Below are 26,852 nucleotides of genomic sequence, written 5' to 3'. Positions count from 1 at the left end.
CCAAGGAAAGCGCTTTGAAGCACGATCAATCGCGGCTGGTCCGCATCGATGCCGGCCCCATGAAGAACCCGGTGCCGGGCAAGCCCAAGCGGCCGATATCCGGCGATGCGGCGTTTCGCACCGTGACGGCCTTTGAAGGCAACGCGGGCCGCGCCGAAGCCGGCGTGTGGGAAAGCACGGCGGGCAGCTTCCAGTCCAACACCACGGGCTACATCGAATTCGGCTACATCGTCGAAGGCGCGGCGCGCCTGGTCGACCCGGACGGCACGGTGCACGCGCTGACCGTGGGCGAGGCCTTCGTGATGCCGGAAGGCTATACCGGCCGCTGGGAAGTGGATACGTTCGTCAAGAAGATCTATTTCATCAGCCGCACGGCATAAGGCCTGGCTACGGCGGCGTCGGCCGCTGCGGATACGCCGACGTGCCGAAGGTATTGCCCATGCGGTTGCCGATGGTGGCCGGCGTGGGCAGGCCCATCTGGTTGGGCGGCTTTTGCGTGATGGCCTCGGACCCCAGCGTGGCCGGCGGCTTGGGCGCGGCGTCGGGCGCCATCTTCTGGTTCAGGCAGTCATACGACAGCGCGCGGTAGCCGTTGACCTCGGTGTCGATGCAGGCGCCGGGGGCGGGCTTGGGCGGGGTTGCCGTGGACGCGGCGGGCGCCACGGGCTGCGGCTGCGCCGGGGCTTGGGCCCAGGCCGCCAGGGGCGGGGCCGCCAGCGCCGCCAGCAACAGCAGGCAGGCGCGATCCGGAATCAGGCTGAATGGGCGCATGCGGGTTCCTTGGAAAAGGCCCGGCGGCCAGTTGCCGCCATGCAATCAGTATAGGGACGGATAAGGCCGCGCAGGTGACGTTTGCGTGGCGGCCGGACGGTGCGCGTGTGTGGCGTGTCACGATTACGTCATTCTCGCACCCTAGCATGGCGCCTTTCGCATCGAGGCGGACGCGCGGGCGTTCGCGGCAACGGCCATGCCTGGCAATTTTCCTACGTGTTGGCGTCGATGACCCTGGCCTGTCCGGCAGGCGGGGGCTGGATTCGGCGTGCCTGCCTGGCGCTGGGGCTGTGCGCCCTGGCCGGCGCGGGCGCGGCGCAGACGCCACCGCGCGAGATCGCGTTTGCCATCGCCGCCCAGCCGCTGGACCAGGCGCTGGCGCAGTACAGCCTGGCCAGCGGTTTGACGGTGCTGGTGGACAGTGCGTTGACGGCCGGGCGCGAGGCGCCCGCGGTGGTGGGCACCTATACGCCGGGCGATGCCTTGCGCCGGCTGCTGGCCGGTTCGCCGTTGGCGATCCGCTACGCCAGCCCGCATTCCTTTACGGTGGTGGCGGCGCCGCGCGAGATGGCGCCGGCTCGGCCGGCCAGCGCGGCGCGGCTGCGCGACACGCCGTATGCGGCGGCCCTGCAGGGCGCGCTCAAGCGTGCGCTGTGCAAGGGGCAGGGCGCCGAGCCGGGCGCCTACCGGGCGCTGGTCAAGCTGTGGTTCGACAAGGCCTGGCGCGTCAATCAGGTGGACTGGGTGGCCGATACCGGTTCGGCACCGCTGAACCGCCGGCTGGAAGCGGCGCTGCGCGGGGTGACGGCCGGGCCGCTGCCGGCCGGCATGGCGCAGCCGGTGACGGTGCTGTTGCAGCCGGCCGGCGCGGACGACTGCGGTGCACTGCGAGGAGACGGCCGTGCGGGATGACAAGCCGTCCGGCTCGCTGCGCGCGCTGTTCCTGGAGCGCTACAACGATTTTCGCAGCCAGCTCAAGCGCCGCCTGGGGTCCGAGGACCTGGCGCACGACGCCATGCAGGAAGCCTTTCTGAAGGTCAACGACATGCCGCCGGGCGGGTCGATCCAGCAGCCGGCGGCGTACCTGTTCCGGGTGGCGTTGAACATTGCCGAAGACCAGCGGCGGCGCGATTCGCGGCTGCTGACCGGGGTAGAGATTGCCGAGCTGATCGGCGGCACGGACGAGGCCGAAGACCCGGCCCGCATTGCGCAGGGGCGCAGCCAGATCGACGCCTTTCGCCGCGCGCTGCGGCAGTTGCCCGAACGCACGCAGCAGATGCTGATGGCGGCGCGGGTGCATGAGCTGCCGCACGCCGAGATCGCCAAGCGCTACGGGGTGTCGGAACGCATTGTGTCCAAGGAGCTCAAGCGCGCGCTGGAGCATTGCGGCAAGATGCTGGAGGCGGAAGCCGAGCCGGTGGCGCAACCGTCGGGCGCGCAGAAACCGGTGACACCGCAATCGGGCGTCAACCCGTCGGTCGCCAACCCATCGGCCACCCACCTATCGGCTGTACAGAAGGAAGGACCTCCATGGGAAACACCGCCATGGCGCTGATGATGATGCCGGGCCGCCGCAAGCGCGGCCCCACGCCCGCGGACGCCGCGCGGCAGTGGCTGCTGACGCTGACCTCGGGCCGCGCCACGCAGGACGACGCCGAGGCGTTTCGCGCCTGGTTGAGCGCCGATCCGCGCCACGAAGCCGCGTTCGCCGAGCAAAAGCGCCTGTGGCAGGGGCTGGGCCCGGCGGTGCAGGAAGAAATCGCCGCGGCTGCCGCGCGCCGTCCCCGCGTGACGGGCCGCCGGGCGTTCCTGGGCGGCGCGCTGGCAGCGTCGGCCGCCTATCTGGCCTGGCGTCCGCCGCTGGGCTTGTGGCCGGGGCTGGACGAGCTGGGCGCCGACTACCGCACGGCAACCGGCGAGCAGCGCCGGGTGGCGCTGGGCGATGCGCTGGAATTCGAGATGAACACGCAGACCCGGATCAACGTGCGGTCCGGGCCGCGCGACGGTGCGGTGATCGAACTGGCGGCGGGCGAGGCGGAAGTTCGCGTGGGCAGCGGGGCGGCCCAGGCGGCGCGCAGCGAACAGGTGATTGCCGGCGCCGGCCGCATCACCACGCGCCAGGCCGTGTTCAACCTGCGTTACCTGGATGGCGCGGCCAGCCTGTGCTGCCTGTCCGGCACCTTGCAGCTGGCGCATGCGCAGGGCAACTTTGATCTCGCCGCGGGCCAGGAACTGCGCTACGACGATGCGCGCGTGCTGCCGCCGACCCAGGTGGATACCGAGGCCGTGACGGCCTGGCGGCGTGGCTGGCTGGTGTTTGACCGGGTGCCGCTGGCCGACGTGGTGGACGAGATCAACCGCTACCGCCGTGGCCGCCTGGTGCTGCTGAACAAGCAGCTGGCCCAGCGCCGGGTGCAGGCGCGCTTTTCCCTGGCGCAGGTGGCGGACGCGGAACAGTTGATCCGTGACGCCTATGGCGCCGAGGTGACCCGGCTGCCGGGCGGGGTGGTGCTGCTGTCGTGATTGCATGAATTATTTATGACAGGGTTCCGGTCGGCATTTTTCCATCCGTCTGTCTTGTTCTAGGTGGCGAACACTCGCGATTGGAATAAGGAAGGACGATCATGCAGGCACGGATGGCGCAACGGGACGGCAAGGCAATCATGGCGCGCGCAGCAAGGCGTGGCCGTCCGCAATGGCGTCCGACGCCGCTGGCGCAGGCCGTTGCCGCGCTGCTGATCGCCGGCAGCTGGAGCAGCACCGCCCAGGCCCAGGCGCGGGCCTTCAGCCCGGGCTGGTTCGCCGACAAGAATGCCGTGCAGTCGACGGCGCAGCGCACCGGCCGCATGCCGGACGGCAGCCTGGCGGGCATCGGCAACGGCGCACGCCAGCAGGCCGAATCGCGCCAGCAGCTGCAGCGGTCGCTGGACAACCTGAACCGCACGGCGGCCGCCGTGGCGGCGCAGCAGGCGGCGCAGGCGGCGGCCCGTGCCGCAGCGGCCGCCAACGGCGGCAACGTGCCGGACGGCCTGGTCGAAGGCGGCCTGTGGGAAGCCCGCGGCGCGCTGGCCAAATGGGAAGGCGCCAAGGCGGCCAAGCCCAGCGAGGAAGGCGGCCGCCAGGTCGTCACCATCGAACAGACGCAATCGCGCGCCATCCTGAACTGGGACACCTTCAACGTCGGGCGCAACACCACGGTGCAGTTCAAGCAGGGCGCGGACGACGCGGTGCTGAACCGGGTGGTGGGCGCCAGCGCCAGGCCCAGCCAGATCCAGGGCGCCATCAAGGCCGACGGCACGGTGCTGGTGGTGAACCAGAACGGGGTGATCTTCACCGGCACCAGCCAGGTCAACGCGCGCAACCTGGTGGCTGCTGCGGCTACGATCACCGACACGCAGTTCAAGACCAAAGGCCTGTACGCCGACAACGGCGCGCAGCCGACCTTCACGGACGCGCTGGGCGGCATCGAGGTGCAAGCCGGCGCACGCTTGCAGACCGCGGCGCCCGGCTCGTCCACCACGGGCGGCGGCTATGTGCTGCTGGTGGGCAAGACGGCGGCCAACGCCGGCACGATCGACACGCCGTCCGGGCAGGCGCTGCTGGCCGCGGGCGACAGCTTCGTCATCAAGCGCGGGCAGGGCACGTCGGGCAACCTTGCATCCACGACCCGCGGCAACGAAGTGACGCCGGCCGGCACGCCCGGCCGCGTCGAGAACACGGGCCTGATCCAGGCGGCGCTGGGCGATGTGACGCTGACCGGCGGCGATGTCGCGCAGCGCGGCGTGCTGCTGTCGAGCACGTCGGTGGATACGCGCGGCACGCTGCACCTGACCGCGACGGGTACGGATGGCCGCGTGACGGTGGCCGAGAACAGCACCACGGCCATCCTGCTGGACCGCAGCGGCGCGCAGGCGCTGGACAGCCAGCGTGACGGCCTGCGCGTGCCGCCCGCAGCGCAGAGCGATGCGCCGCTGCTGGCGGCGGGCGCCGACCGGCGCGAACTGTCGCGGGTGGAAATCAGCAGTTCGGGCACGGTGGATTTCGCGTCCGGCTCGATCACGCTGGCCACCGGCGGGCAGATCGCGGTGCAGGCGGCCAAGCGCAGCCTGCTGCGCGAGGGCGCGGTGCTGGACGTGGCGGGCGCCGTGGGCGTGCCCGTGGCGATGGAAAACAACAACCTCAAGATCAACGTCCAGGGCAACGAGCAACGCGACGCGCCGGTCAACCGGGAAAGCGGCAAGCTCAACAGCAAGGACGTCTGGGTGGACGTGCGTGACCTGGTGCTGGTGCCGGCCGGCACCAACGGCTACGCGACGGACCGCTGGTACACGGCCGGGGGCTTGCTGGAAGTGAGCGGCTACCTGGGCACGCAGGGGCATGGCGTCAACGAGTGGATGGCGCAGGGCGGCAACGTCGAATTCACGGGCGGCGACGTGGTGACGCGCGCCGGTTCGCAGATCAACCTGTCGGGCGGCACGCTGGATGTGCAGGACGGCATGATCCGCCAGAGCTGGCTGCGCGGCGTGGACGGCCGGCTGTACGAGGTGACGCGCGCGCCGGGCGACCTGGCCTATACCGGGCTGTACCAGGGCTACGAGGCCAGCAGCCAGCGCTGGGGCCAGACGCGCTATTTCTACAACCCGCTGATTGCGCCGCAAGAACGCTTCGAGACCGGCTACACCGTGGGCCGCGACGCGGGCCGCCTCGTGATCGGCACGCGCAGCGCCGTGCTGGAAGGCGAGCTGATCGGCACGACGTTCCAGGGCGATCGCCAGAACGCGGCCGCGCAGGCCGGCCTGGATGGCTACCAGCAATCGCAGCGCGCCGTGGCGCGCGGCGCGCAACTGGTGGTGGGCACGTACACGCCTTACTACGACAAGCGCACCGGCGCGCTGCAATACGCGTTGGGGCGTGGCGACGGCACGGTCAACCAGGTGGTGCTGTCCGATCGCGTCGACGCGATCGCGGCCGGGCTGGACCTGGCCACCGCGTTGCCCGATGACCGCGCCGGCAAGCTGCTGCTCGATACCAACCGGCTCAATGGGGCGGAGCTGGGCGCCATCAAGATCGCCGCGGGCGATATTGCGGTGCGGTCGGACCTGGCCGTGGGGCCGGGGGGCGACATCACGCTGTTCGCGAACAACGTCAACGTGGACGCCGCGCTGACGGCCAACGCCGGCAGCATCCGGCTGGGCAATGTGCTCAGTCAGATCTCGTCCAGCGGCCTGGCGGATACGACCGCGGGCGGGACCACTGCCGACGACCGGCTGACGCTGGGCGCGCGGGCGCGCCTGGATACGTCGGGCCTGTGGGCCAATCTGGCGCTGGCGCCGGGGCAGACGGGGGCGCTTCCGTACCTGAATGGCGGCACGGTGTCGCTGCGCAGCAACCGCGATATCGATCTGCAGGCCGGCAGCGTGATCGACGTGGGATCGGGCGCCGCGCTGCGCGCCAAGGGCAAGCTGACCGGCGGCAAGGGCGGCAGTGTGACGGTGGAAGCGGTGCCGGGCGGTGCGGCGGGTGGCGGACGCGTGGTGCTGGATGCCGCGCTGCGCGGCTATGGGGTGGATGGCGGGGGCACGCTGGCGGTGACGGCGGGCAAGGTGGTGCTGGGCGACCGGCCGGCCGATGCCGGCGATGACGTGCTGGCGCTGGCGGCGCCGTTCTTCCAGCAGGGTTTTTCGCGCTACGAGATCACCGGCAGCGGCGGCGCGTCTGTCGCCGACAATGCGCGCATCGACGTGACGATGCCGGTCTACCGGCCCGTGGCCGACGCGGCCGGCTTGGCGACCGGTACGCCGACTGGCGCCGCCCTGGAAACCTGGCTGCCGCCCGTCTACCTGCACAACCCCGTGGCGGGCACGGTGACGCGGCGGCGCGGCGCCAGCCTGTCGCTGCAAAGCGGACGTACCGTGGCGCTGCCCGGGGCGGACGCCGATGCGGCGCTGACGATTGGCCAAGGCGCGCAGATCGCGGTTGATCCGGGCCAGGCCATCCAGTTGCGCGGCGCGGGCCAGATCACGGTGCTGGGCGCGTTGACGGCGGCCGGCGGCAAGATCGATATCCGCCAACTGCGCCTGGGCGACATCGACGTGGCCGAATCCATCGAGACGGCCGCGGGCCAGGTGCACAACCGGTCGATCTGGATCGGCGAGCAGGCGGTGCTGAACGTGGCCGGCCGCGCCGAGACCGGCGTGGACACGCAGGGCCGCCGCTATGGCGTGGCCGATGCGGGCGGGGTGATCGTGATCGGCGGCGAGCTCAATCACGACCGCGCCACGGCCACCTCGTCCGACGCCTATGTGGTGATACGCCCGGGCGCCGTGCTGGATGCGTCGGGGGCGAGCGCGGTGGTGGACGTGAATGGCGTGGGGCCGGTACAGCTGGACCGCAGCGGCGGCCGCATCGCGCTCAGTTCCTACAACGGCCTGTTCCTGGACGGCACCTTCATCGCGCGGGCCGGTGGCGCCACCGCGGCAGGCGGCGCGCTGGACATTGCGCTGGAAACGCCGCTGTACCGTTCGCAGGGCGACAATCCGTCCAACCCGGCCGTGCAGGTGCCGCGCGAAATGGTGCTGGCGGCCGGCGGCGGCAAACCGTTGGCCACGGACCTGAAACCGGGCGAAGGCGCCGACGCGTTGCGCTATGGCCAGACCCGCCTGGATATCGCCCGCTTGCTGGCTGGGGGCGGCTTTGACCAACTGGGGTTGCTGGCCAACGGCCTGATGTCGTTTGACGGCGCCGTGGACATCGCGGTGGCGCAAAGCCTGCGCCTGTATGCGGGCGCCTTCTCGCTGGCGCCGGACGCGGCCGCCACGACCCGTGTCAACCTGGCGGCGTCGCAGGTGCGGCTCTCGGGCCCCGGCAAGTACTACTCGACCAACGGCGTGATCCGGCCGCGCGTGCTGTTCGGCGATGCGCCGTCGGTAGCGGCAGGCGCGTTCACGGTGCACGCCACCGACCTGCTGGAAGTGGGCAACAGCCTGTCTTTCGGCACCCAGGGCACCATCAACCGCCCGGTGGGCGGCTTGCTGGCGGTGACGCGCACGGGCTTTGACCGTGTCACGCTGGCCAGCGGCGGCGACCTGCGCTTCCTGGCTCGCAACGACGACGAGCCGCGCACGCGGCTCTGGACCCGCGGCGACCTGGACCTGGTCGCCGCGCAGCTGTATCCGGTGACGGGCGCCGAGGCCGAGGTATTGGCCGGCTATACACGCAACCCGATCTCGAATGCCAATGTGTTCGACCCGACCCGCACGCTGCGGGTGGGGCGCGCCGGCGGCGCCGATGCGCCGCTGCCGGCGGTGCCGTATTCGGCGTTCGGCTCGCTGCGGCTGGCGGCGGCCACGGTGGAGCAGGGCGGCGTGGTGCGTGCGCCGCTGGGCGCCATCGTGTTGGGCGACGTCAGCGAAACCGTGGGGACGCGGCACCTGACGCTGCTGCCGGGCAGCGTTACGTCGGTCAGCGGCGTCGGGCTGCTGATGCCCTATGGCGGCACCACTGACGGCGTGGCGTACAAGTTCAAGGGCGCGGACGTGTCGCTGGTGGGAGCGGGCGGCGCCATTGGCGCGGGCAGCGGGGCGTCGCTGCGCACGGGCATCACGCTGGGCTTTCGCGACATGGACCTGTTGGCCGGTTCGGTGCTGGACCTGTCAGGTGGCGGTGAACTGACCGGCGCCGGCTTTGTGTCGGGCCGCGGCGGCTCGACCGATGCGCGCTATGCGCCGCTGGTGCGCAACAACCCTCAGGGCGGCTTCACCCTGCCGGGGCTGGCGGGCAACCCCGTCTACGCCATCGTGCCCGGGTCACAGCCGAACTACGCGCCGGTAGGCGGCGAAGCCGGCGCGTCCCAGTCTGCCTTGGGGCAACGCATCACGATCGGGGCGGGCGTGCCGGGCCTGCCGGCCGGCACCTATACGTTGATGCCGTCCACCTACGCCTTGCTGCCCGGCGCGTTCCGGGTCGAACTCAATACCGGCGCGGCGGCGGGCGCCGCCATGGCGCCGGCACAGATGCGCAACCAGTCGTGGGCGGCCAGCGGCCGATTGTCGGTGGCGGGCACGCAAGTGGCCGACAGCCTGGCAACCCAGGTGATCCTGACCCCGGCCAATGTGCTGCGCACCTATTCGCAATACAACGAGACCAGCTACGCCAGCTTCGTGCGTGCCGATGCGGCCACGCGCGGCGTGCCGCGCGCGATGCTGCCGGCCGATGCCCGCACCTTGCGCCTGGCGATCCACCGCGGCTCGGAAGACGGGCAGACGTTGCGCGTCGAAGGCCTGGCTGACTTCAAGCCGGCGGCCGGCGGCTTTGGCGGCGCGGCGGCCGTGGGCGGCAGTTTCGGCATGGAAGTCCTGGCCGCGGGCCAGGCGCCCACGGCGGGCTACGATGGCGCTTCGGTGCACGCGGATGCCCTGGCCGCGCTGGGCGCGAACCGCCTGGTGATCGGCGCATTGCCGGTGGTGCAATATGGCCAGGGCGGGCGTTTCTATACCTTCCAGGGCAATGCCACCGACGTGTTGATACGCGCTGGCGCGCAGCTGGCGGCGCCGGAAGTGCTGGTCTCGGCGCGGACGATCGAGATCGAGGCGGGCGCGGGCATCTCGACGCTGGGCCGGGGCGCGCCGTCGGCCGACTCGACCCAAGGCTACGCGTTCGAACCGGGCAGTGTCGGGCTGTTGGCCGTGTCCAATGGCCGCCTGGACGTGCTGGCCCCCGCGGCCACCGGCACGGGCTCGATCCGTATCGGCACCTGCGCGGCGCAAGCCTGCCAGGGCGTGACGCGGCTGTATTCCGAAGGCACCATCGCCGCCGCGACCAATGGCACGTTCGACCTGGGTGATCAGGTGCTGTACGGCACCCGCAATTTGACGCTGGCGGTCGCTGCGGTGAACGCGGGCACGGCCGACGCGCTGGCGCAGGCCGCCGCGCGCGGCGTGCTGCCGGCCGGGTTGACGCTGAACCAGTCGATTCTGGGGCGCTTGCTGCGCGGCGACACCAGCACGGGCGCCCCGGCGCTGGAAAAGCTGACGCTGACGGCGCGCGAGTCGATGAATTTCTACGGCACCGTGGCGTTGGACACGCGCGACCCGGTCACCGGCAAATACAGCCTGGCCACGCTGGCGCTGGGTACGCCGGCCCTTTACGGGTATGGCGCGGCGGGCGACGAGGCCAGCATCCGCACGCAGAACCTGGTCTGGAACGGCGCCACGCAAGCGCCCGGCGCGGTGGCGGCGGGCGGGGCGGGCACCGGACAGGGCGCGTTGCGCATCGACGCCGAACGCATCGAATTCGGCTACGGCCAGGGCACCCAGCCCAGCGGCCTGGACGACAACGCCCGCCTGGTGCTGGGCTTTGCCGGGGTGACGCTGAACGCCAGCGACCGCATCACGGCCAACCATCGCGGCAGCCTGGCGGTGTACGCCTCGCAGGGCGCCTACGTCAGTGGCAGCGGCTATACCTACAGCGGCGGCAACCTGACGCTGAATACGCCGCTCGTGACCGGCGCGGCCGGTTCGGTGAATCGCATCACGGCGGGCGGCGACGTGCGGCTGCTGGCCGCCGCTGGCGCGCAGCCGGCCGCGGTGCAGGACCTGGGCGCCGAGTTGAGCCTGGCAGGCGCCACGGTGCGCGTGGACGGCACGATCGTGCTGCCCAGCGGCAAGCTCACGCTGCAAGGGCGCGACGGCGTGCTGCTGACCGGCGCGTCGCAACTGGACCTGAGCGGCCGCGCCATCGCCTTCAATGACGTGCTGCGCTACAGCTGGGGCGGCGACCTGATCCTGGAAAGCAGCCAGGGCGGCATCCGCCAGGACGCCGGCGCGCTGATCGACCTGTCGGCCGTGGAAAACAACGCCGGCAGCCTGCGCGCGGTGGCGCTGGCGGCGGCCGATGGCCAGGTGGCCTTGCTGGGCCGCATCGTGGGCTCGGCCTCGGGCCATTACGACGCGGGCGGCACCGCCGTGCCGTATCGCGCCGGCAGCGTGGACGTGCGCGCCCAGCGCCTGGGCAACCCGGCGGCCTTGAATGCCGATTTCGATGCGCTCAACCAGCGCCTGAACGACGGCGGCGTATTCGGCGCACGCGGCTTCCAGATCAAGCAGGGCAGCCTGACGGTGGGCGACACGCTGCGCGCCAACGACATCAATCTTTCCATCGACGGCGGCAGCCTGACGGTGGCGGGCCGGGTGGACGCCAGCGGCGAACGCGTGGGCCGCATCCGCCTGGCGGCACGCGACGGCCTGACGCTGGCGGCGGGCTCGGTGCTGGACGCCCATGGCACGGTGCTGCGGGTGGACAGCTACGGCAAGATCATCGACGCGCCCAACCGCGCGATGGTGGAACTGAATTCCGGGCAGGGCGTGTTGACGCTGGCCGGCGGCGCCCGCATCGACCTGCGCCACGGCACCGCCGCCACGCCCGGCACGGCGGCCGGGCAGCACGACGGCGCGTCACGCGGCACGCTGGAACTGCTGGCGCCGCGCATTGACGCGGCGGGCAATGCCGGCATGAACGGCGGCGGGGCGCCCGGCAGCGCCGCCACGTATGGCGACATCGCCATCGACGCGCGCGGCCCGATTGCGATTGATGGCGCCCGGTCCATCACGCTGACCGCCATGCAGCGCTACGACGATGCCGACGTGGGCAACCCCGCCGACCGCATCGGCGGGCGTACCTACCAGATCATCAACCAGGCCTACCTGAAAGCCAAGCACGACGACAGCGTTGACTTCATGACCGACGCGCTGACCAACGCCGCCCTGATGAACGGCAAGCTGGCGGGCCTGAACAATGCCACCTACCGCGACGCCTTTCACCTGCGTCCCGGCGTGGAAATCATCAGCAAGACGGCGGACGGCGACCTGGTGGTGCAGGGCGACCTGGACCTGTCGGGCTACCGCTACGCCAGCGTCAACCCGCGCACGCCGTACACGTCGGTGTACGGCTCGGGTGAGGCCGGCGCGCTGACGCTGCGGGCCAAGGGCAACCTGGATGTCTATGGCAGCATCAACGACGGCTTTGCGCCGCCGGCCACTACGCCGGACGACGAGCATGGTTGGGTACTTACGCCCGGCGCGCAGCCGTTCGGCGGCGACGTGGTGCTGCCGCGCGGCGGCGTCCAGCTTGCCGACGGCACCGAGTTCCCTGGCGGCAAAACGCTGAACTACCCCTTGCCGCTGAAGGCCGTGAAGTTGGCGGCCGGCACCCGGCTGCCGGTCGAGGCCGTGCTGGACCAGGCGCTGCCGCTGGCCGCCGGCACCGTGCTGTCCGGCGATGTGCGCGACGCGTCCAACCAGTTGCTGTACACCGCGGGTTCGGTGCTCAAGCAGGCGGTGGACTTGCCGGCGGGCACGCGCCTGGGCGCGGGCACGCTGCTGACCGACGGCACGTCGCTGCGCGCCTTCACCTGGCCGGCCAACGTAGCGCTGCCCAATCTCTACACCACGCAGGGTTACGAGGCCAACGTGCTGCTGATGGAAGGCACCATCACGCTGCAGCAGGGCGCGCTGATTCCGTCGCAGGCCAAGCTGGTGTTCCCGGCCGGCACCGACTACGTGGAACTGCGTCCCGGCACGGCGGCGGACCAGCGGCGCAACTGGGCCGTGGCCCAGATGCTGCCGGCGGGCAGCCAGTCGTGGTCGGTACAGCTTGTCGCCGGCGCCGACCTGGACGCGGCCGATCCGCAGCGGGTGCTGACCGGCCCGGGCGCCGGCAAGCTGACGCTGGCCGACACCCACTACAACGCCAGCTTGGCGCAGGGCGGGGGCTGGGTCTGGGGTCCGGATGCCGATCAGTCGGGCTTTGAACCCGGCGCCCCGGTGCCCGACGACATGGCCTGGCTGTGCGACATCGTCGAAGGCTTGTGCGAACGCGGCGATTCCAGCGCGGTATCGGTCACGCCGCACACGCAGAATTTCAGCGTGCTGCGCACCGGCACGGGCGACCTGGACCTGGCCGCGGGCGGCGATATCAACCTGATGTCGGCCTATGGCGTGTACACCGCAGGCACCCAGTCACCCAATGTGGCGCCGGCCTATCAGTTGCCGCGCGGCCGCTTCGGCTCTACGGTGCTGGGCGACGATTATGCAAGCACCTACGAACCCTTCGTCACGGCCGGTTCAGGCTATCAGGCCTGGTATCCGGAAGCGGGCGGCAACCTCGGCCTGTACGCGGGCGGTTCGCTGCGGGGCGATGTCTGGGGCAAGACCGTGATTCCCACCTACGACGGCCGTGGCATCGAGCCCAGCGTCGGCGTCGGCAACTGGCTGTGGCGCCAGGGCACCGGCAGCGCCAATGGCGGCGACACGCCGACCACCTGGTGGATCAACTTCGGCAGCTACACCCGTGCCCCCACGGACTTCAAGGACCCCACGCCGCTGCTGGTGGGCTTTACGGGCTTTGGCGCGCTGGGCGGCGGCAACGTCAGCGTGCGCACCGACGGCGACGCCGGCAACATCGAGGCGCGCGGCTCGCTGGCCAACCCGCGCAGCCAGGGGCTGGTCGTGGCGGTAGGCAGCACCGGGCGGATCGGCGCGGACGGCACCATGACACTGACGGGCGGCGGCGATATCGACGTGCGCATCGGCGGCGCGCTGAATCCGACGCAAAGCGCGCGCGGCCAGGTGTCGTCCACCAGCGGCCCCAAGCCTTACTATGGCAGCCCCGCCATCGACCTGCAGGGCGCGCTGATCAACCTGCGCGGCAATGTGCAGTTCGCGGGCGCCGCGATCGGCGGGCTGGACCTGCAATATGGCAATAGCGCCGGCCTGCAGGACGCCAAGGAAAGCCGCGGCTACGACCCCTATACGTCGACGCAAGCCAGTGCCACAGGCGGCCTGGCGCTGATTCCGGGCGATGCCGTGATGCGTCTGGATACGCGCGGCGATCTGGTGGTGGGCGGCGCGGGCGATCCGGGCCGGGTGGCGTTGCAGAACAGCACACCGTTCCGGCTGCGCGACGGCACGCCCGTCACAGGGGGCGGCTACAGCTGGTTCTCGATGTGGACGGCGAACACCGCCATTGAATTGTCGAGCGCGGGCGGCAACCTGACGCCCAGCCGGCAGACTTCGCACAGTGCACAGGGCCTGTCTTTGCAGGTCGGACGCAACACGTCCGCGTCGGATGCGCGCTACCTGTATCCGTCGATCCTGCGCGCCACGGCGTATGACGGCAGCATCTATGCGGGCGTGTCGGCCGGTTACCTCAATTCCGAAGACTCTGGCCTGGCGTATTCGCTGACCCTGGCGCCGGGCGCGCGCGGCCAGCTTGAACTGCTGGCGGGCGATTCGATCTACGCGGGCGGCTACGCCATCAACCGTTCGGGGGCGGACCCGGCCAGTGTGGCCAATGTGCTGGCGCCGGCCTTCGCCGGCTATACCTCGCAGGGCACCAGCACGGCCGCGCTCAACAACCAGGGCGCCAACGGCATCGCCGGCGCCCGCAACTCGCACTTCCCGCTGTTCTATTTCGATGCGCCCACGGCCAGCGCCGCCGCATCCGACCAGGTCACGCGTCTATACGCCCGTGACGGCGACATCGTGGGGCTGCGCAGTGGCGAGGCCATCACGCTCATCGCAGGCCCCAACCTGGGGCAGGTCTGGTACGAAGCCGCGGGCCCGGTCTGGATGATGGCCGGCCGCGACATCGTGGCCTCGGGCACCGGCCCTGGCGTGCAGCAGGCGGTGCCGTCGACCAACGGCTATATCTTCGCGCTCGGCGTCACCAGCTCGGCGACGTCGTCCGGCAATCTGTTCGTGCACGGCGATGCGCACGACGTGTCGCGCGTGTCGGCGGGCCGCGACATTCTCTACAGTTCGTTCCAGGTGGCCGGCCCCGGCACCCTTGAAGTGTCGGCCGGCCGCCACGTGCTGATGGCCGACCGCGCGTCGATCACCAGCGTGGGGCCGGTGCTGCCGGGCGATCGCCGCCCGGGCGCATCGATCGCCGTGCTGGCGGGCGTGGGCGAGAGCGGTCCGGACTACGCGGGCTTCCTGGCGCGCTACCTGGACCCGTCGCGCCAGGCCGACGCCAGCCGTCCGCTGGCGGACCAGGGGCTGGCGTTCAAGACCTACGAGGCCGAACTGCTGCTGTGGCTGACGCAGCGCTACGGTTTTGCCGGCAATGGCGACGACGCACGGGCGTATTTCAGCGCGCTGCCGGCCGAACAGCAGCGCATCTTCGCGCGGCAGGTGTATTTCGCCGAGCTGCGGGCCGGCGGACGCGAATACAACGACAAGGCCAGCCCGCGCCAGGGCAGCTACCTGCGCGGCCGCCAGGCCATCGCGGCGCTGTTCCCCGAGACGGCGCCGGGCGCCTGGCAGGGCGACCTGACGCTGTACGGCGCGGCCGGCATCCGCAGCAGCTTCGGCGGCGACATCCAGTTGCTCACGCCCGGCGGCCAGCAGGTGTTCGGCGTGGAAGGCGCGGCGCCGCCCGCCAGCGCCGGCATCATCACGCAGGGCCAGGGCGACATCCAGCTGTATGCGCAGGGCAGCATCCTGCTGGGCCAGAGCCGGGTCATGACGACCTTTGGCGGCGGCATCACCGCGTGGTCGGCGCAAGGCGACATCAACGCCGGGCGCGGCTCGAAGACGACGGTGCTGTACACCCCGCCCAAGCGGGTCTACGACGCGGTCGGCAACGTCACGCTGTCGCCCAACGCGCCGGCCACCGGCGCGGGCATCGCCACCCTGGCGCCGCTGCCGGAAGTGCCGGCGGGCGACGTGGACCTGTACGCGCCGCTGGGCACCATCGACGCGGGCGAGGCCGGCATCCGGGTATCGGGCAACGTCAACATCGCCGCCTTGCAAGTGGTGAACGCGGCCAACATCCAGGCCCAGGGCGAAAGCCGCGGCGTGCCGGTGACGGCGGCGGTGAACACCGGGGCGATGTCGTCGGCCAGCGCGGCGGCGACCTCGGCGGTGGGCGCCGCACAGGAATCGGCGCAGCGCGCCCAGAACCAGGCGCGCCAGAACCAGCCGTCGGTGATCAATGTGCAGATCCTGGGGTATGGCGAGGAACCGGTGGCCGGCGCCGCCGTTTCGCCGCCCGGCCCAGCGGCGGCTGCCCCGCGCTACGACGCCGCCAGCGCCGTGCAGGTGCTGGGCGCCGGCACGCTGGATGACAGCGAGATGCGCGGGTTGACCGCGCAGGAAAGGAGCAAGTTGGCGATGTAAGGAGTGGGGCGCCGGGACGACGGCCGTGGCCGCTGTCCGCCCGGCGCCTTTGACGGCCGCGCGTGAAAGACCGTCGGCCTGTAATACGGCCTGTCATGCGGGCGTCACATGAACCCCAGGCAAAAAGCGCATCAGGGTCCGGCAAAAACCGGGCCCTGATTCATTTCTGCGCACCTTTTCCCCGGGCCGGCGCTGTTTCATGAAATTTTTCTTACAACGCGCAGTCCGTGCGGTCCCGGAACGTCTAGTAACAAGCAGAAGCTGTAGACGCGGGTATGCGGGCAGAAAACCGTAACGGGAATGTCGCAAGCGCACTGCACGGTAGCGGCCGGTGCCAGACCGGTTATCACACAAGGAACTGAGTGCATCGCTATGCATGATTTCGAGAGCAGGGTCGGCGCGCTGCGCGCCATGATGCGACGGGCGCCGGGAGCGATGGTGCTGGCGCTGGCCGCGGGCGCGGCCTGGGCGCAGCCGGCGCCGGCCGCGGACAGCAACGCGCGCCGCGTCAACATCAACGAATACATCGTGCGCGGCAACACCGTACTGGATGCGCGCGACATCGAAAAGGCCGTCTACCCCTACCTGGGACCGGACCGCACGCTGGCCGATATCGAATCGGCGCGCGAGGCCTTGCAGACCATCTACCAGGAACGCGGCTACCAGTCGGTGTACGTGGACCTGCCCGAGCAGCAGGTGGCCGACGGCATCGTGTTCCTGCAAGTGGCCGAGACCAAGGTGGGCCGGGTGCGGGTGGTGGGCGCCAAGCACTATTCGCCGCTGACGATCCGCGACGAAGTGCCCGCGCTGCAGGAAGGCGCCGTGCCCAACTTCAACCAGGCGCAGGCCCAGCTGACCGACCTGAACAAGGGCGCCAGCCGCCAGGTGGTGCCGCTGGTCAAGGAAGGCCGCGTGCCCGGCACGATGGACGTGGACCTGAAGGTCGAGGACAAGAACCCCTGGCACGCCAGCCTGGGCCTGAACAACGACTACAGCGCCGACACGACGCGCCTGCGCAGCACGGCCTCGCTGGGCTATGACAACCTGTGGCAGCTGGGCCATTCGGTCAGCCTGACCTTCTTTACCGCGCCCCAGGAAACCGACAACGCCAAGGTCTGGTCCGGCTCGTACTCGATGCCGCTGGACAAGCAGTGGAGCCTGCAGTTCACCGGCTACAAGAGCGACAGCAACGTGGCCACCATCGGCGGTACCAACGTGCTGGGCAAGGGCTATTCGTTCGGCATGAGCGCCATCTACACGCTGGCGCCGCAGGGCGACTGGTACAACTCGCTGTCGGTCGGGCTGGACTACAAGAAGTTCGACGAAACCACGCGTTTCGGCGACAACGAAGACCGCATTCCCTTGAAGTACGTGCCGTTCACGTTCTCGTACAACGGCTACCGCTATTCCGAATCGTCGCAAAGCAGCCTGGGCCTGTCGGTCGTGGGCGCCAGCCGCTCGTTCTTCGGCATGGGCAGCGACTGGAAGGAATTCGACGACAAGCGCTATCGCGCCAGCCCCAGCTTCGCGCTGCTGCGCGGCGACGGCACCCACACGCAGAACCTGTTCGGCGACTGGCAACTGGGCCTGCGCGCAGGCTTCCAGCTGTCGTCCGGCGCGCTGGTGTCCAACGAACAGTTCTCGGCCGGTGGCAGCACCAGCGTGCGCGGCTACCTGGCCGCCGAACGCACCGGCGACGACGGCTTCCTGGGCTCGGTCGAGTGGCGCACGCCGTCGCTGGCCCGCTGGCTGGGCAGCAATGTCAATGAATGGCGCTTCTATGCGTTTGCCGACGCCGCCACGCTGCGCCTGCGCGACCCGTTGCCCGAGCAGGATTCCAGCTACTCGCTGGCCAGCGTCGGCCTGGGCACGCGCCTGCAGGTGCTGGACTGGCTGTCCGGCTCGCTGGACTGGGGCTATCCGCTCAAAGACGGCCCCAACACCAAGAAACACGATCCCCGCCTGAACTTCAGCGTACGCGCCAGCTTCTGAGCGCTCGCGAAACCGTATTTACCCCGGAGTCTTGACCATGCAACGCTTATTGATGCTCCTACTGACCGTGCTGGCCGGCGTCTTGCCGTCCGCCGCCCATGCCTGGTGGCAGCCTGACTGGCAGTACCGCAAGCAGATCACCGTCGACAGCACGCCGCAGGGCGCGCCGCTGGGCGGCGCCGCGGGCCGCACGCCGCTGCTGGTGCGCCTGCACACCGGCAACTTCTCGTTCGACGGCATCAACGAAAAGGGCGCCGACATCCGCTTCGTGGCGGGCGACGACCAGACCGTGCTGAACCACCAGCTGGAAGCCTTCGACCCGCTGCTGGGCATGGCGCTGGTGTGGGTGGACTTGCCCGAGCTGGCCGACGGCCAGCGCCAGGACATCTGGATGTACTACGGCAACCAGAAGGCCCCGGCCTCTGCCAACGGCCAACTGACGTTCGACCCCAACTACACGCTGGTCTACCACTTCGACGGCGCCGCCGGCGCCCCGCCGCGCGACACCACTGGCAACAGCAACAATGCCCAGACGCCGATGGCCGCTGCCGTCGACGGCGTGATCGGCCGCGCCGCGCAGTTCACGGGCGGCGCCCCGCTGATGCTGCCCGCCAGCCCGTCGCTGGCCGTGCCGGCCGCTGGCGCCTTCACCTTCAGCGCCTGGGTGCGCGCCGACCAACCGGCCGGCGAACAGCTGGTGTATGCCCGCCGCGATGCCGGCAACGCGTTCTTGATCGGTATCAACCAGGGCGTGCCTTTCGTGGAAGTGAACGGCCAGCGCAGCCAGCCCGGCCAGTCGCTGACCCCGGCCGCCTGGCAGCACCTGGCCGTGACGGCCGATGGCAGCCGCGTCACGCTGTATGTGAATGGCCGCGCTACCTCGTCGCTGGCCGCCAGCCTGCCGCCGCTGAACACGCCCGCCGCCCTGGGCGGCGACGTGCCGGCCCCGGCCGTGGCCGTGACGCCCGCCGCTGCTGAAGGCGCCGCTGCCAATGGCGCCGCCAACCCGGCTGCCCCGGCTGCCGACGCCGCACCCGTTGCTGCCCCGCACGTCTATACGCCGTTCGTTGGCGCCATCGATGAAGTGCGCCTGTCGCGCGTGGCCCGTCCGGCCGCGCTGATCCTGGCCGACGCGCTGTCGCAAGGTTCGGAATCGCGCCTGGTGGCCTACGGCACCGACGAAGAACAATCGGGCTTCGGCTTCGGCGGCCTGGGCTTCCTGCTCAAGGCCGTGCCGATCGACGCCTGGGTCATCATCGCCATCCTGGTGCTGATGATGGTGCAGTCGTGGATCATCATGATCCGAAAGAGCCGCAACGTGGCCCGCGTGGCGCGTGCCAACGAGCAGTTCCGCGAGTCCTTCGCCAAGGTCGGCCAACGCCTGGAACTGCTGGCCGACGACAAGAACCTGGCGACCCGCCTGGAACACGCTTCGCTGTGGCGCCTGTACCGCGTGGCCATCAACGAAATCCGCACCCGCCGCGAGCAGGGCGCCGACACCAGCTCGATCTCGGCCGCCACCATCGAAGCCATCCGCGCCTCGCTGGACGCCGTGCGCACCAAGGAAAACCAGTTGCTGGGCGCCAAGCTCGGCGTGCTGTCCAACGCCATTGCCGGCGGCCCCTACATCGGGCTGCTGGGCACGGTGCTGGGCATCATGGTGGTGTTCCTGGGCACGGCCATGGCCGGTGACGTGAACATCAACGCCATCGCCCCGGGTATGGCCGCCGCGCTGCTGGCCACCGCCATGGGCCTGTTCGTCGCCATCCCCGCGCTGTTTGGCTACAACCGCCTGGTCTCGCGCAACAAGGAGGTCAGCGCCGACATGCGCGTGTTCGTCGACGAATTTGTGACGCGCCTGGCCGAAGTGCATGGCGAGACCCAGGCCCAGGAAGCCGCCCACCACAGCGCCGCACGCGCGCCCGCCGCCCGCCCCGCCGTGCGCGAGCCGCAGCCCGCCGAAGCGTAAGGAGACGACCCCATGGCTTCCGTATCCGCTTCCCAGGACGATGATGATGACGCGCCCGTCGACGGCATCAACATCACGCCGCTGGTCGACGTGCTGATGGTCGTGCTGGTCATGTTCATCCTGACCGCCACGGCGCAGATCGCCGGCATCAAGGTGAACCTGCCCAAGGCCAGCTCGTCCATCGCGCTGTCGCAGCCCAAGACCAAGGCCATTTCCGTCAACGACGCCGGCCAGGTATTCCTGGACGCCTACCCGGTCACCCTGCCCGAGCTGGAAGACCGGCTGCGCACGGAGAAAGCGCTGAATCCCGATTTTCCGGTGATCGTGCGCGGCGACGCCGCCGTGCAATACCAGAAGGTCGTGGAAGTGCTGGATCTGCTGCGCCGCCTGGAACTGGCCCAGGTCGGGTTGGTCACCGGCAAGCCGAGATAGGGGCCGAGGCTACCGCCATGCCGCAACACGCATCCGATACCCCGCGCACCCCGCACCCCGCGCTTCGCTGGCTCAAGCTGGCGGCCGTGGCGGTGGTGTTGATCGCGGCCGCCTACGCGCTGTGGCGCTGGGCCAATGACATGGCCGGCGTGCGCCGCGACGCGCCCAAGGTCACCGCGATCATCCCGCTGCCCCCGCCGCCTCCTCCGCCGCCCGAACCGGAAAAGCCGCCCGAGCCCGAGCCGCCCAAGGAAGAGCCCGTGGCCACGCCCGAACCCGAGCCGCAGCCCACGCCTGAACCGCCCAAGCCGCAGGACGAGGCGCCGCCGCGCCCGGCCGACGACCTGGCCAACCCGATGCAGATCGACGGCGACGCCCAGGCGGGCAGCGACGCGTTCAACATCGGCGCGGGGCAGGGCAAGGGCATGGCGGGCGGTGGCGGCGGCCGCGCCGGCAACGCTACCTACAGCCAGTACCTCGCCTACGCGCTGCAGAAGATCCTGCGCGAAGACGAGCGCACGCGCAATCTGACCTTCCGCCTGCAAGCCAACATCTGGCTCACGGCCAGCGGCCAGATCACGCGGGTGGAACTGACCCGTTCCAGCGGCGATGCCGACGTCGATGCCCGCGTGGTGGCGGCGCTGCGCGCGGTGCCGGGCCTGGATGAACGTCCGCCGGCCTCGGCCAGCATGCCCATACGCGCATCGCTGACCGGCCGCCGCCCCTCCTGAAGTGCTGAATTGAACCGATCCTGGAGTGCCAAGAGAATGAAGTTCCAAATGAACCGGTTGGCGGCAACGCTGGCCCTGGCCGCGGCGGGCGCCGCCGCGCTGCCGGCCCACGCCGCGCCCGCCCCGTCCGAGAACGCCACCATCAACCTGATCCGCCTGCTGGTGCAGCAGGGCGTGCTGAAGGCGGACCAGGCCGAAGCCCTGGTGGCCCAGGCCGAAGCCGAAGCGAAGGCCGCGCGCGCCGCGCCGCAGGACCGCGGCGCGGCCGCAGCCCAGCCCGGCGACGTGCGCGTGCCCTACATTCCGCAGACCGTGCGCGACCAGATCCGCGACGAGGTCAAGGCGGAAGTGATGGTGCAGGCCAAGGAAGAGAACTGGGCCCAGCCCAACACCTTCCCCGACTGGGTGTCGCGCATCACCATCGACGGCGACGTGCGCGTGCGCGACGAATCGCGCCTGTACTCGGGCAACAACAGCAATGAAATCGTCGATTTCGCCAAGCTCAATGCGAAGGGTCCGTACGACCTGAACCGCAACACCAACAACAACTACCCGCCGATGCTGAACACGCGGGAAGACCGCCGCAACCAGCTGCGCATCCGCGCGCGGCTGGGCGTGCGGGCGGAAATCTCCGAGTCGTGGTCGGCCGGCATCCGCCTGGCCACCGGCAGCGACGACAGCCCGGTGTCCACGTCGCAGACGCTGGGCGGCGGCATGGGCAAGAAGGACATCTGGCTGGACCAGGCCTACCTGACCTACCGCCCGGCCAAGTGGGCCACGGTGACCGGCGGGCGCATCGCCAACCCGTTCGAATCCACCGACATGCTGTTCTCGAACGACCTGAATTTCGACGGCGTGGCCGCGATCTTCAAGCAGCCGCTGGAAGGCCGCGACGTGACCCTGTTCGGCACGCTGGGCGCGTTCTCGACCGAGTACGGCTCCAACGGCTGGAATTCGTCGTCGTTCTCGGAAGGCAAGAGCGAAGACAAGTGGCTGCTGGCCGCCCAGGCCGGCGCCGACTGGAAGATCAACCAGCAGAACAGCGTGCGCGGCGCGCTGGCCTACTACCACTTCGACAACATCGCGGGCAAGCGCTCCAGCGCCTGCTCGCCGTGGGCTGGCCAGGAAAACTGCGACACCGACTGGTCGCGTCCGGCCTTCATGCAGAAGGGCAACACGCTCTTCCTGCTGCGCAACATCACCGCCAACCCGCTGGATCCGGCCAACACGCCGCAGCCGCAATACGTGGGCCTGGCGTCCAAGTTCGACCTGCTGGACCTGAACCTGCGCTGGGACACGCGCGTGTTCAACGGCCTGGGCCTGCGCCTGAACGCCAACTACATCCGCAACCTGGCCTACAGCAAGAGCAAGATGGCCAGCCGTTCGCAAGGCAACATCGTCAACAACTTCGGCGACAACGGCGACGTGGAAAGCGGCCCCAACGCCTGGATGCTGCAGGCCACGCTGGGCCGTTCGTACGACATGAAGGAGAAGGGCGACTGGCTGGCCTTCGTGGGCTACAAGTACATCCAGCCCGATGCGCTGCCCGATGCCTTCAACGACTCGTCGTTCCACCAGGGCGGCACCAACGCGCGCGGCTACTACATCGGCGGCAGCTACGCCTTCGACAAGAACGTGTACGGCGTCCTGCGCTGGATGAGCACCCGCGAAGTCTACGGCGCGCCGCTGTCCATCGACACGATGCAGTTCGAGATCAACGCCAGGTTCTGAGGCCATGGACATGCACATCGTATGGGATGAATCCCGCCAACCCCAGGCGTTGGGCCGCGGCCGGCGGTTGGCCGCCGCCGTGGCCCTGTGCGCGGCGGGCCTGAGCCTGACCGGCTCGGCGCAGGCCGAAACCATGGAAGAGCGCTTGCGCACCCAGTTGCGCAGCACCACCCAGCAACTGCAGCAGCTGCAAAGCGAGCAGGCCCAGGTCAACGCCGCCAAGGCCGCGGCCGAGGCCCAGCGCGATGCCGCCCAGAAAGAGCTGGAAGCGCTGCGCGGCCAGCTCGCCAAGGCCAAGGGCCAGGCCGACAAGCTGGCCGAGCAGCAGGGCGCCGTCATGGAAAGCGCGCAGGCGCAAGTGGCGGCCAGCCATGCCCAGCTGGGCAAGTTCAAGGGCGCCTACGACGAGCTGCTGGCGCTGTCGCGCGCCAAGGAAACCGAGCGCGTGGCGCTGGCCCGCACGCTGGCGCAGCGCGACGAGCAGGTCAAGACCTGCGTCACCAAGAACCGCGAGATGTACGAGGCCGGCAAGGAAATCCTGAACGCCTACGAACGCATCAGCACCGGCGGCATCCTGGCCATGAAACAGCCCTTTGCCGGCAGCGCCCGCGTCAAGTTCGAGGAACAGGCGCAGGAATACGGCGACAAGCTGTACGACGCGCAGGTGTCGGCGGCCCCGGCCGCCGCGGCTGCCACCCCGACCGCCCAACCCTGATTTTCAAGACCTGTCTTCATTTCTTCATCTAGGAAAACTGTAATGACCGACTCCAGCCTGATTCTCGACGTGAACGCCGAACGCCTGCAGGAACTGCTGCAATCCGCCGGCTACCGCGTCACCGTGTCCGAGCAGAACGGCATGGTGCAACTGCTCAGCGCCAGCCAGGGCGTGGGCTTCGCCGTGCGCCTGGGCAACCCGGCCGCCGAAGACGGCCACTACCTGGACTACACGCTGAGCTGCGCATTGCGCGTGCAGGGCGAGCTGCCTGCCGGCCTGGCCGAACGCTGGAACGTGGAAAAGCGCTTTGCCCGCCTGACCGTGCAAGGCGCCTTCCTGGTGCTGGAACTGGACGTGATCCTGGCCGGCGGCGTGTCCGAGAACTACCTGCGCGCCACCGCCGAACTGTGGGACCGCCTGCTGCAGGAATTCCTGCTGTTCCTGCGCGCCAACGCCACCAGCCCGGCGACCGAGGCACCTGCTCCGCAGGAAGAAGCCGTCGCCGAGGCGGCGAACTGAACCATCCGCCGGGCCGGCGCCCGGCGGCGGGGGCGATGACCCCAACCACCGGCCGCCGTTCCGGGTGAATGGCGCATTCAAGCAAGCGAGGTTTCGACCATGACTATTCTTTCCGACAAGCCCACCCGGTTGCGCGTCACCGCCGCCGTGCTGTTGATCGCGGTGCTGGCCGGCGCCGTGGCGCTGATGCGCGGCAATCCGGCCCAAAGCAGCGAAGCCGCGCCCGCCAAGGTCGCCGCGGCCGACCCCGCCAAACCTGCCGCCGTGCCGGCCAAGGCTGCCAACCCGGCAGCCCCCGCCGCCGCGCAGGCCCCCGCCGTCGCCACGCTGGGCGCCGTGCAGGTGGACCGCGACGAGCTGGTGCGCCAGCTGCAAGCCATGCCGCCCGAGGCCCGCGCCCAATTGCAGGGCAACCGCGCCGGGCTGGACCAATGGCTGCGCTCGCGCCTGGCCGAAAAGGCCTTGGTCGAACAGGCCCGCGCCCAGGGCTGGCAAGACAAGCCCGAACTCAAGCGCGCCTTCCAGGCCGCGCAGGAACGCATCGTGCTGCAGACCTACCTGGACTCTGTCAGCCGTGCGCCCGACGGCTATCCGGCCGATGCCGACCTGCAAGCCGCCTACGAACGGGCCAAGCCGCAGCTGGCGCAGCCGGCCATGTACCGCGTCAGCCAGATCTTCCTGCCCGCCGCGCTGGGCGACAACGACGCCGTGGCCAGCGCCCGCAAGCAGGCGCTGGACCTGGTCAAGCGGGCCCAGGCGCCCAAGGCCGATTTCGCCGCGCTGGCCAAGACCTATTCGCAGGACACGACCACCCGCGCCCAGGGCGGCGACATCGGCTACGTGCCGCTGGCGCAGCTGACGCCGGAAATGCGTCCGGCCATCGAGCAGTTGAAGGCCGGCGAGGTCTCGGCGCCGGTGCAATCGGCGGCGGGTTTCCACATCCTGAAGGTGGTCGATCTGCGCGCGGCCAGCGTCACGCCGTTCGAGCAGGTCAAGGAAGAATTGCGCGCCGCGTTGCGCAGCCAACGCCAGGAACTGGCGGCACGGGCTTACCTGGAGGGGTTGCTCAATGCAGGAACCGTCAGCATTGATGGCGCGGCCCTCAATGCCGCCTTCGAACAAAGCGCGTCCGCCGCGCAAGCCCAGCCCGCCCTCGCGGCCCGCGCGCCCTGACGGCGACGGCGTCGCCGCCTTGCTGGACGCGCGGCTGGACCTGGCCCTGGGCCAGGCCGGGCCGCCGGCCAGCCTGCAATGCGCCCCGGCGCTGTTGCAGTCGCTGCGCACCACGTTTGCCGGTGAGCTGCTGCACTGGCTGGCGCTGGTGCCGCAGGTCGAGGCCGGCCGCTCGCGCGATCCGCTGCGCGACCACAGCCTGGACCTGGCCGACCTGCGCGTGCTCTACCGGGCGCTGCGGGTGGCCTGGCTGGCCGAGCTGGTGTTCGGCGGCGCGGACGGCGCGCGGCGCTGGCTGTGCAGCCCCAAGCGCCGGCTGCACGGCCGGGTGCCGATGCTGCTGTGCCAGCACGGCCGCTACGCCGCCATGATCGAGCAGTGGCTGATCAACATCGACGAAGGAAACGGCCCATGACCGCGCTTTGGCGCTTGAGCAACAGCCAGGACCTGCTGCCGCGCGCGCGCCCGGCCGGCCGCTGGCATGGCGCGGGCGCCGCGGTGGTGGTGCTGGATGCCACTCCCGCGGCCGCGGTGTTCGCGCGCCTGGCGCAAGCCGAGGTCGCGCACCCGCGGGCCTTGCCGCGCAACTACTTCCTGCTGGAAGTACGGGTGCCGGCGCAGGCGGTGGCCGATCTGCGCCCGCCCGCGGCCTGGCAGACCGATCTGCAGGCGTCCCGCGCCTTCGGCAACGCCTGGCTGGCGCAGGGCGAGGCACTGCTGCTGAAGGTGCCGTCCGCGGCCGGCGGCTGCCAGTACCTGCTCAATGCCGACCACCCGCAGCTGGCGCAATGCCAGATCGTCTCGTCGGTGGCGTATCCGTTCACGCCGCACCTGACGGGCATCGACGGGGCGGTGCTGGACGGGGCGGGGTGGCTGGCGTCGGCACGGGATTGATCGGTGTGGGGTTGGTCGGCGCGGGATTGGTCGACATGGACGAGGCGCCCGGCACGTGCGTAACTGGATCGTCGGTGGGCCGCGCGTGATGCGCGGCCAACGCATGGGTCACGGGTCAATCTTCGTTCGGTCCGATTGCCGTCGGTTCCTCCCGCTTGGTTAAAAAATCAGAATCTTCCAATGTTCTATCTGGTCCGGGTTGCGTAGCGTAAGCGGGCAATTTCCGGATCGGTGCTTTTGGCTTTGTCGATAGTCCGCGGGTTCTGGGCGGGCTGAGGGTCGGCTGTCTTGGCAACGGTTGTGGTTTCACCCCTTGCCGAGTCTTGCCCGATATGTCGACGTTACGCCGCACGATTGCCTGGTTGTTGGTCTTGGCGCAGATCTGGACGCCCGTCCTGGCGCAGACCTTGCCGATTTCGGTAGACCAGAACGTGGCCGGGCAGAAGCCCGTGGTGGGCGTGGCCAACGGCGTGCCGGTGGTCAACATCGCACCGCCCTCGGCCGGTGGGGTGTCCAACAACCGGTTTACGCAATTCAACGTCGGCCCGTCCGGCGTGGTGCTCAACAACAGCGGCGCGGCCAGCCAGACGCAAGTGGCGGGGCAGGTGGCGGGGAACCCCATGTTGGGCAACCAGCGCGCCACCACCATCCTGAACCAGGTCACGGCGCCCAATCCTTCGCAACTGCGCGGCATGCTGGAAGTGGCCGGTAATCGGGCGAACGTCATCGTTGCGAATCCGGCCGGCATC

Annotated in this window: 17 protein-coding genes; 16 read left to right on the top strand and 1 reads right to left on the bottom strand. The window is 70.1% G+C overall.

The features are described from left to right. Positions 1–14: 14 nt before the first annotated feature. Entirely contained in the window at positions 15–380 is a 366-nt protein-coding gene (locus HV798_RS18740) for a cupin domain-containing protein (RefSeq protein WP_025140667.1), read from the top strand. Between the two features lie 7 nt (positions 381–387). Here HV798_RS18740 and HV798_RS18735 read toward each other — a convergent pair whose 3' ends face one another. Continuing rightward, positions 388–771 carry a hypothetical protein gene (locus HV798_RS18735; RefSeq protein ID WP_025140668.1) on the bottom strand — a complete coding sequence of 128 codons (384 nt, stop codon included), beginning with the start codon at positions 769–771 and terminating at the stop codon, positions 388–390. Positions 772–987: 216 nt separating this feature from the next. Here HV798_RS18735 and HV798_RS18730 point away from each other — a divergent pair, with 216 nt between their 5' ends. The 15 genes from HV798_RS18730 to HV798_RS18660 form a co-directional block, all read left to right on the top strand. Next, a complete protein-coding gene (locus tag HV798_RS18730; protein ID WP_246288927.1) occupies positions 988–1,683 on the top strand; it encodes an STN domain-containing protein in 696 nt (231 codons plus the stop codon). Further along, the gene (locus HV798_RS18725) at positions 1,673–2,326 is read left to right on the top strand and encodes an RNA polymerase sigma factor (protein WP_246288925.1); all 654 of its coding nucleotides are present in this window, start codon (positions 1,673–1,675) and stop codon (positions 2,324–2,326) included. The genes HV798_RS18730 and HV798_RS18725 overlap by 11 nt, the downstream gene beginning before the upstream one ends. Further along, a complete protein-coding gene (locus HV798_RS18720) occupies positions 2,302–3,294 on the top strand; it encodes a FecR family protein (RefSeq protein ID WP_343038575.1) in 993 nt (330 codons plus the stop codon). The genes HV798_RS18725 and HV798_RS18720 overlap by 25 nt, the downstream gene beginning before the upstream one ends. Positions 3,295–3,395: 101 nt before the next feature. Then, positions 3,396–15,947: a filamentous haemagglutinin family protein gene (locus HV798_RS18715; RefSeq protein WP_175193196.1), complete on the top strand. Its 12,552-nt coding sequence runs from the start codon at positions 3,396–3,398 to the stop codon at positions 15,945–15,947. A 372-nt stretch (positions 15,948–16,319) separates the two neighbouring features. Then, positions 16,320–17,939: a ShlB/FhaC/HecB family hemolysin secretion/activation protein gene (locus HV798_RS18710; RefSeq protein WP_175193197.1), complete on the top strand. Its 1,620-nt coding sequence runs from the start codon at positions 16,320–16,322 to the stop codon at positions 17,937–17,939. A gap of 37 nt (positions 17,940–17,976) precedes the next feature. Beyond that, entirely contained in the window at positions 17,977–19,908 is a 1,932-nt protein-coding gene (locus HV798_RS18705) for a DUF2341 domain-containing protein (protein ID WP_175193198.1), read from the top strand. Positions 19,909–19,920: 12 nt separating this feature from the next. After that, on the top strand, positions 19,921–20,340 hold the full coding sequence (locus HV798_RS18700) for an ExbD/TolR family protein (RefSeq protein WP_025140675.1): 420 nt from the start codon (positions 19,921–19,923) through the stop codon (positions 20,338–20,340). A gap of 17 nt (positions 20,341–20,357) precedes the next feature. Next, the gene (locus HV798_RS18695; RefSeq protein ID WP_025140676.1) at positions 20,358–21,071 is read left to right on the top strand and encodes a TonB C-terminal domain-containing protein; all 714 of its coding nucleotides are present in this window, start codon (positions 20,358–20,360) and stop codon (positions 21,069–21,071) included. 36 nt (positions 21,072–21,107) lie between these two features. Further along, positions 21,108–22,802 carry a putative porin gene (locus HV798_RS18690; protein ID WP_025140677.1) on the top strand — a complete coding sequence of 565 codons (1,695 nt, stop codon included), beginning with the start codon at positions 21,108–21,110 and terminating at the stop codon, positions 22,800–22,802. 10 nt (positions 22,803–22,812) lie between these two features. Then, complete coding sequence (locus HV798_RS18685; protein ID WP_246288923.1) at positions 22,813–23,517, top strand: DNA repair protein; 705 nt, start codon at positions 22,813–22,815, stop codon at positions 23,515–23,517. A 42-nt stretch (positions 23,518–23,559) separates the two neighbouring features. Further along, entirely contained in the window at positions 23,560–24,036 is a 477-nt protein-coding gene (locus tag HV798_RS18680; protein ID WP_175193200.1) for a YbjN domain-containing protein, read from the top strand. A 99-nt stretch (positions 24,037–24,135) separates the two neighbouring features. Continuing rightward, complete coding sequence (locus HV798_RS18675; protein ID WP_029954470.1) at positions 24,136–25,209, top strand: peptidylprolyl isomerase; 1,074 nt, start codon at positions 24,136–24,138, stop codon at positions 25,207–25,209. Beyond that, positions 25,142–25,624 (top strand): MbcA/ParS/Xre antitoxin family protein, encoded by a 483-nt coding sequence (locus tag HV798_RS18670; protein ID WP_175193201.1) that lies wholly within the window; start codon positions 25,142–25,144, stop codon positions 25,622–25,624. The genes HV798_RS18675 and HV798_RS18670 overlap by 68 nt, the downstream gene beginning before the upstream one ends. Beyond that, complete coding sequence (locus tag HV798_RS18665; protein ID WP_175193202.1) at positions 25,621–26,103, top strand: RES family NAD+ phosphorylase; 483 nt, start codon at positions 25,621–25,623, stop codon at positions 26,101–26,103. The genes HV798_RS18670 and HV798_RS18665 overlap by 4 nt, the downstream gene beginning before the upstream one ends. 332 nt (positions 26,104–26,435) lie before the next feature. After that, positions 26,436–26,852, top strand: a 417-nt coding sequence (locus tag HV798_RS18660) for a two-partner secretion domain-containing protein (protein WP_175193203.1), incomplete at its 3' end; no start/stop codon positions are given.

The organism is Achromobacter deleyi, from assembly GCF_902859705.1.
In the GTDB taxonomy this organism is placed as follows: Bacteria; Pseudomonadota; Gammaproteobacteria; order Burkholderiales; family Burkholderiaceae_B; genus Achromobacter; species Achromobacter deleyi.
This window is presented reverse-complemented; position numbering and strand designations above follow the sequence as displayed.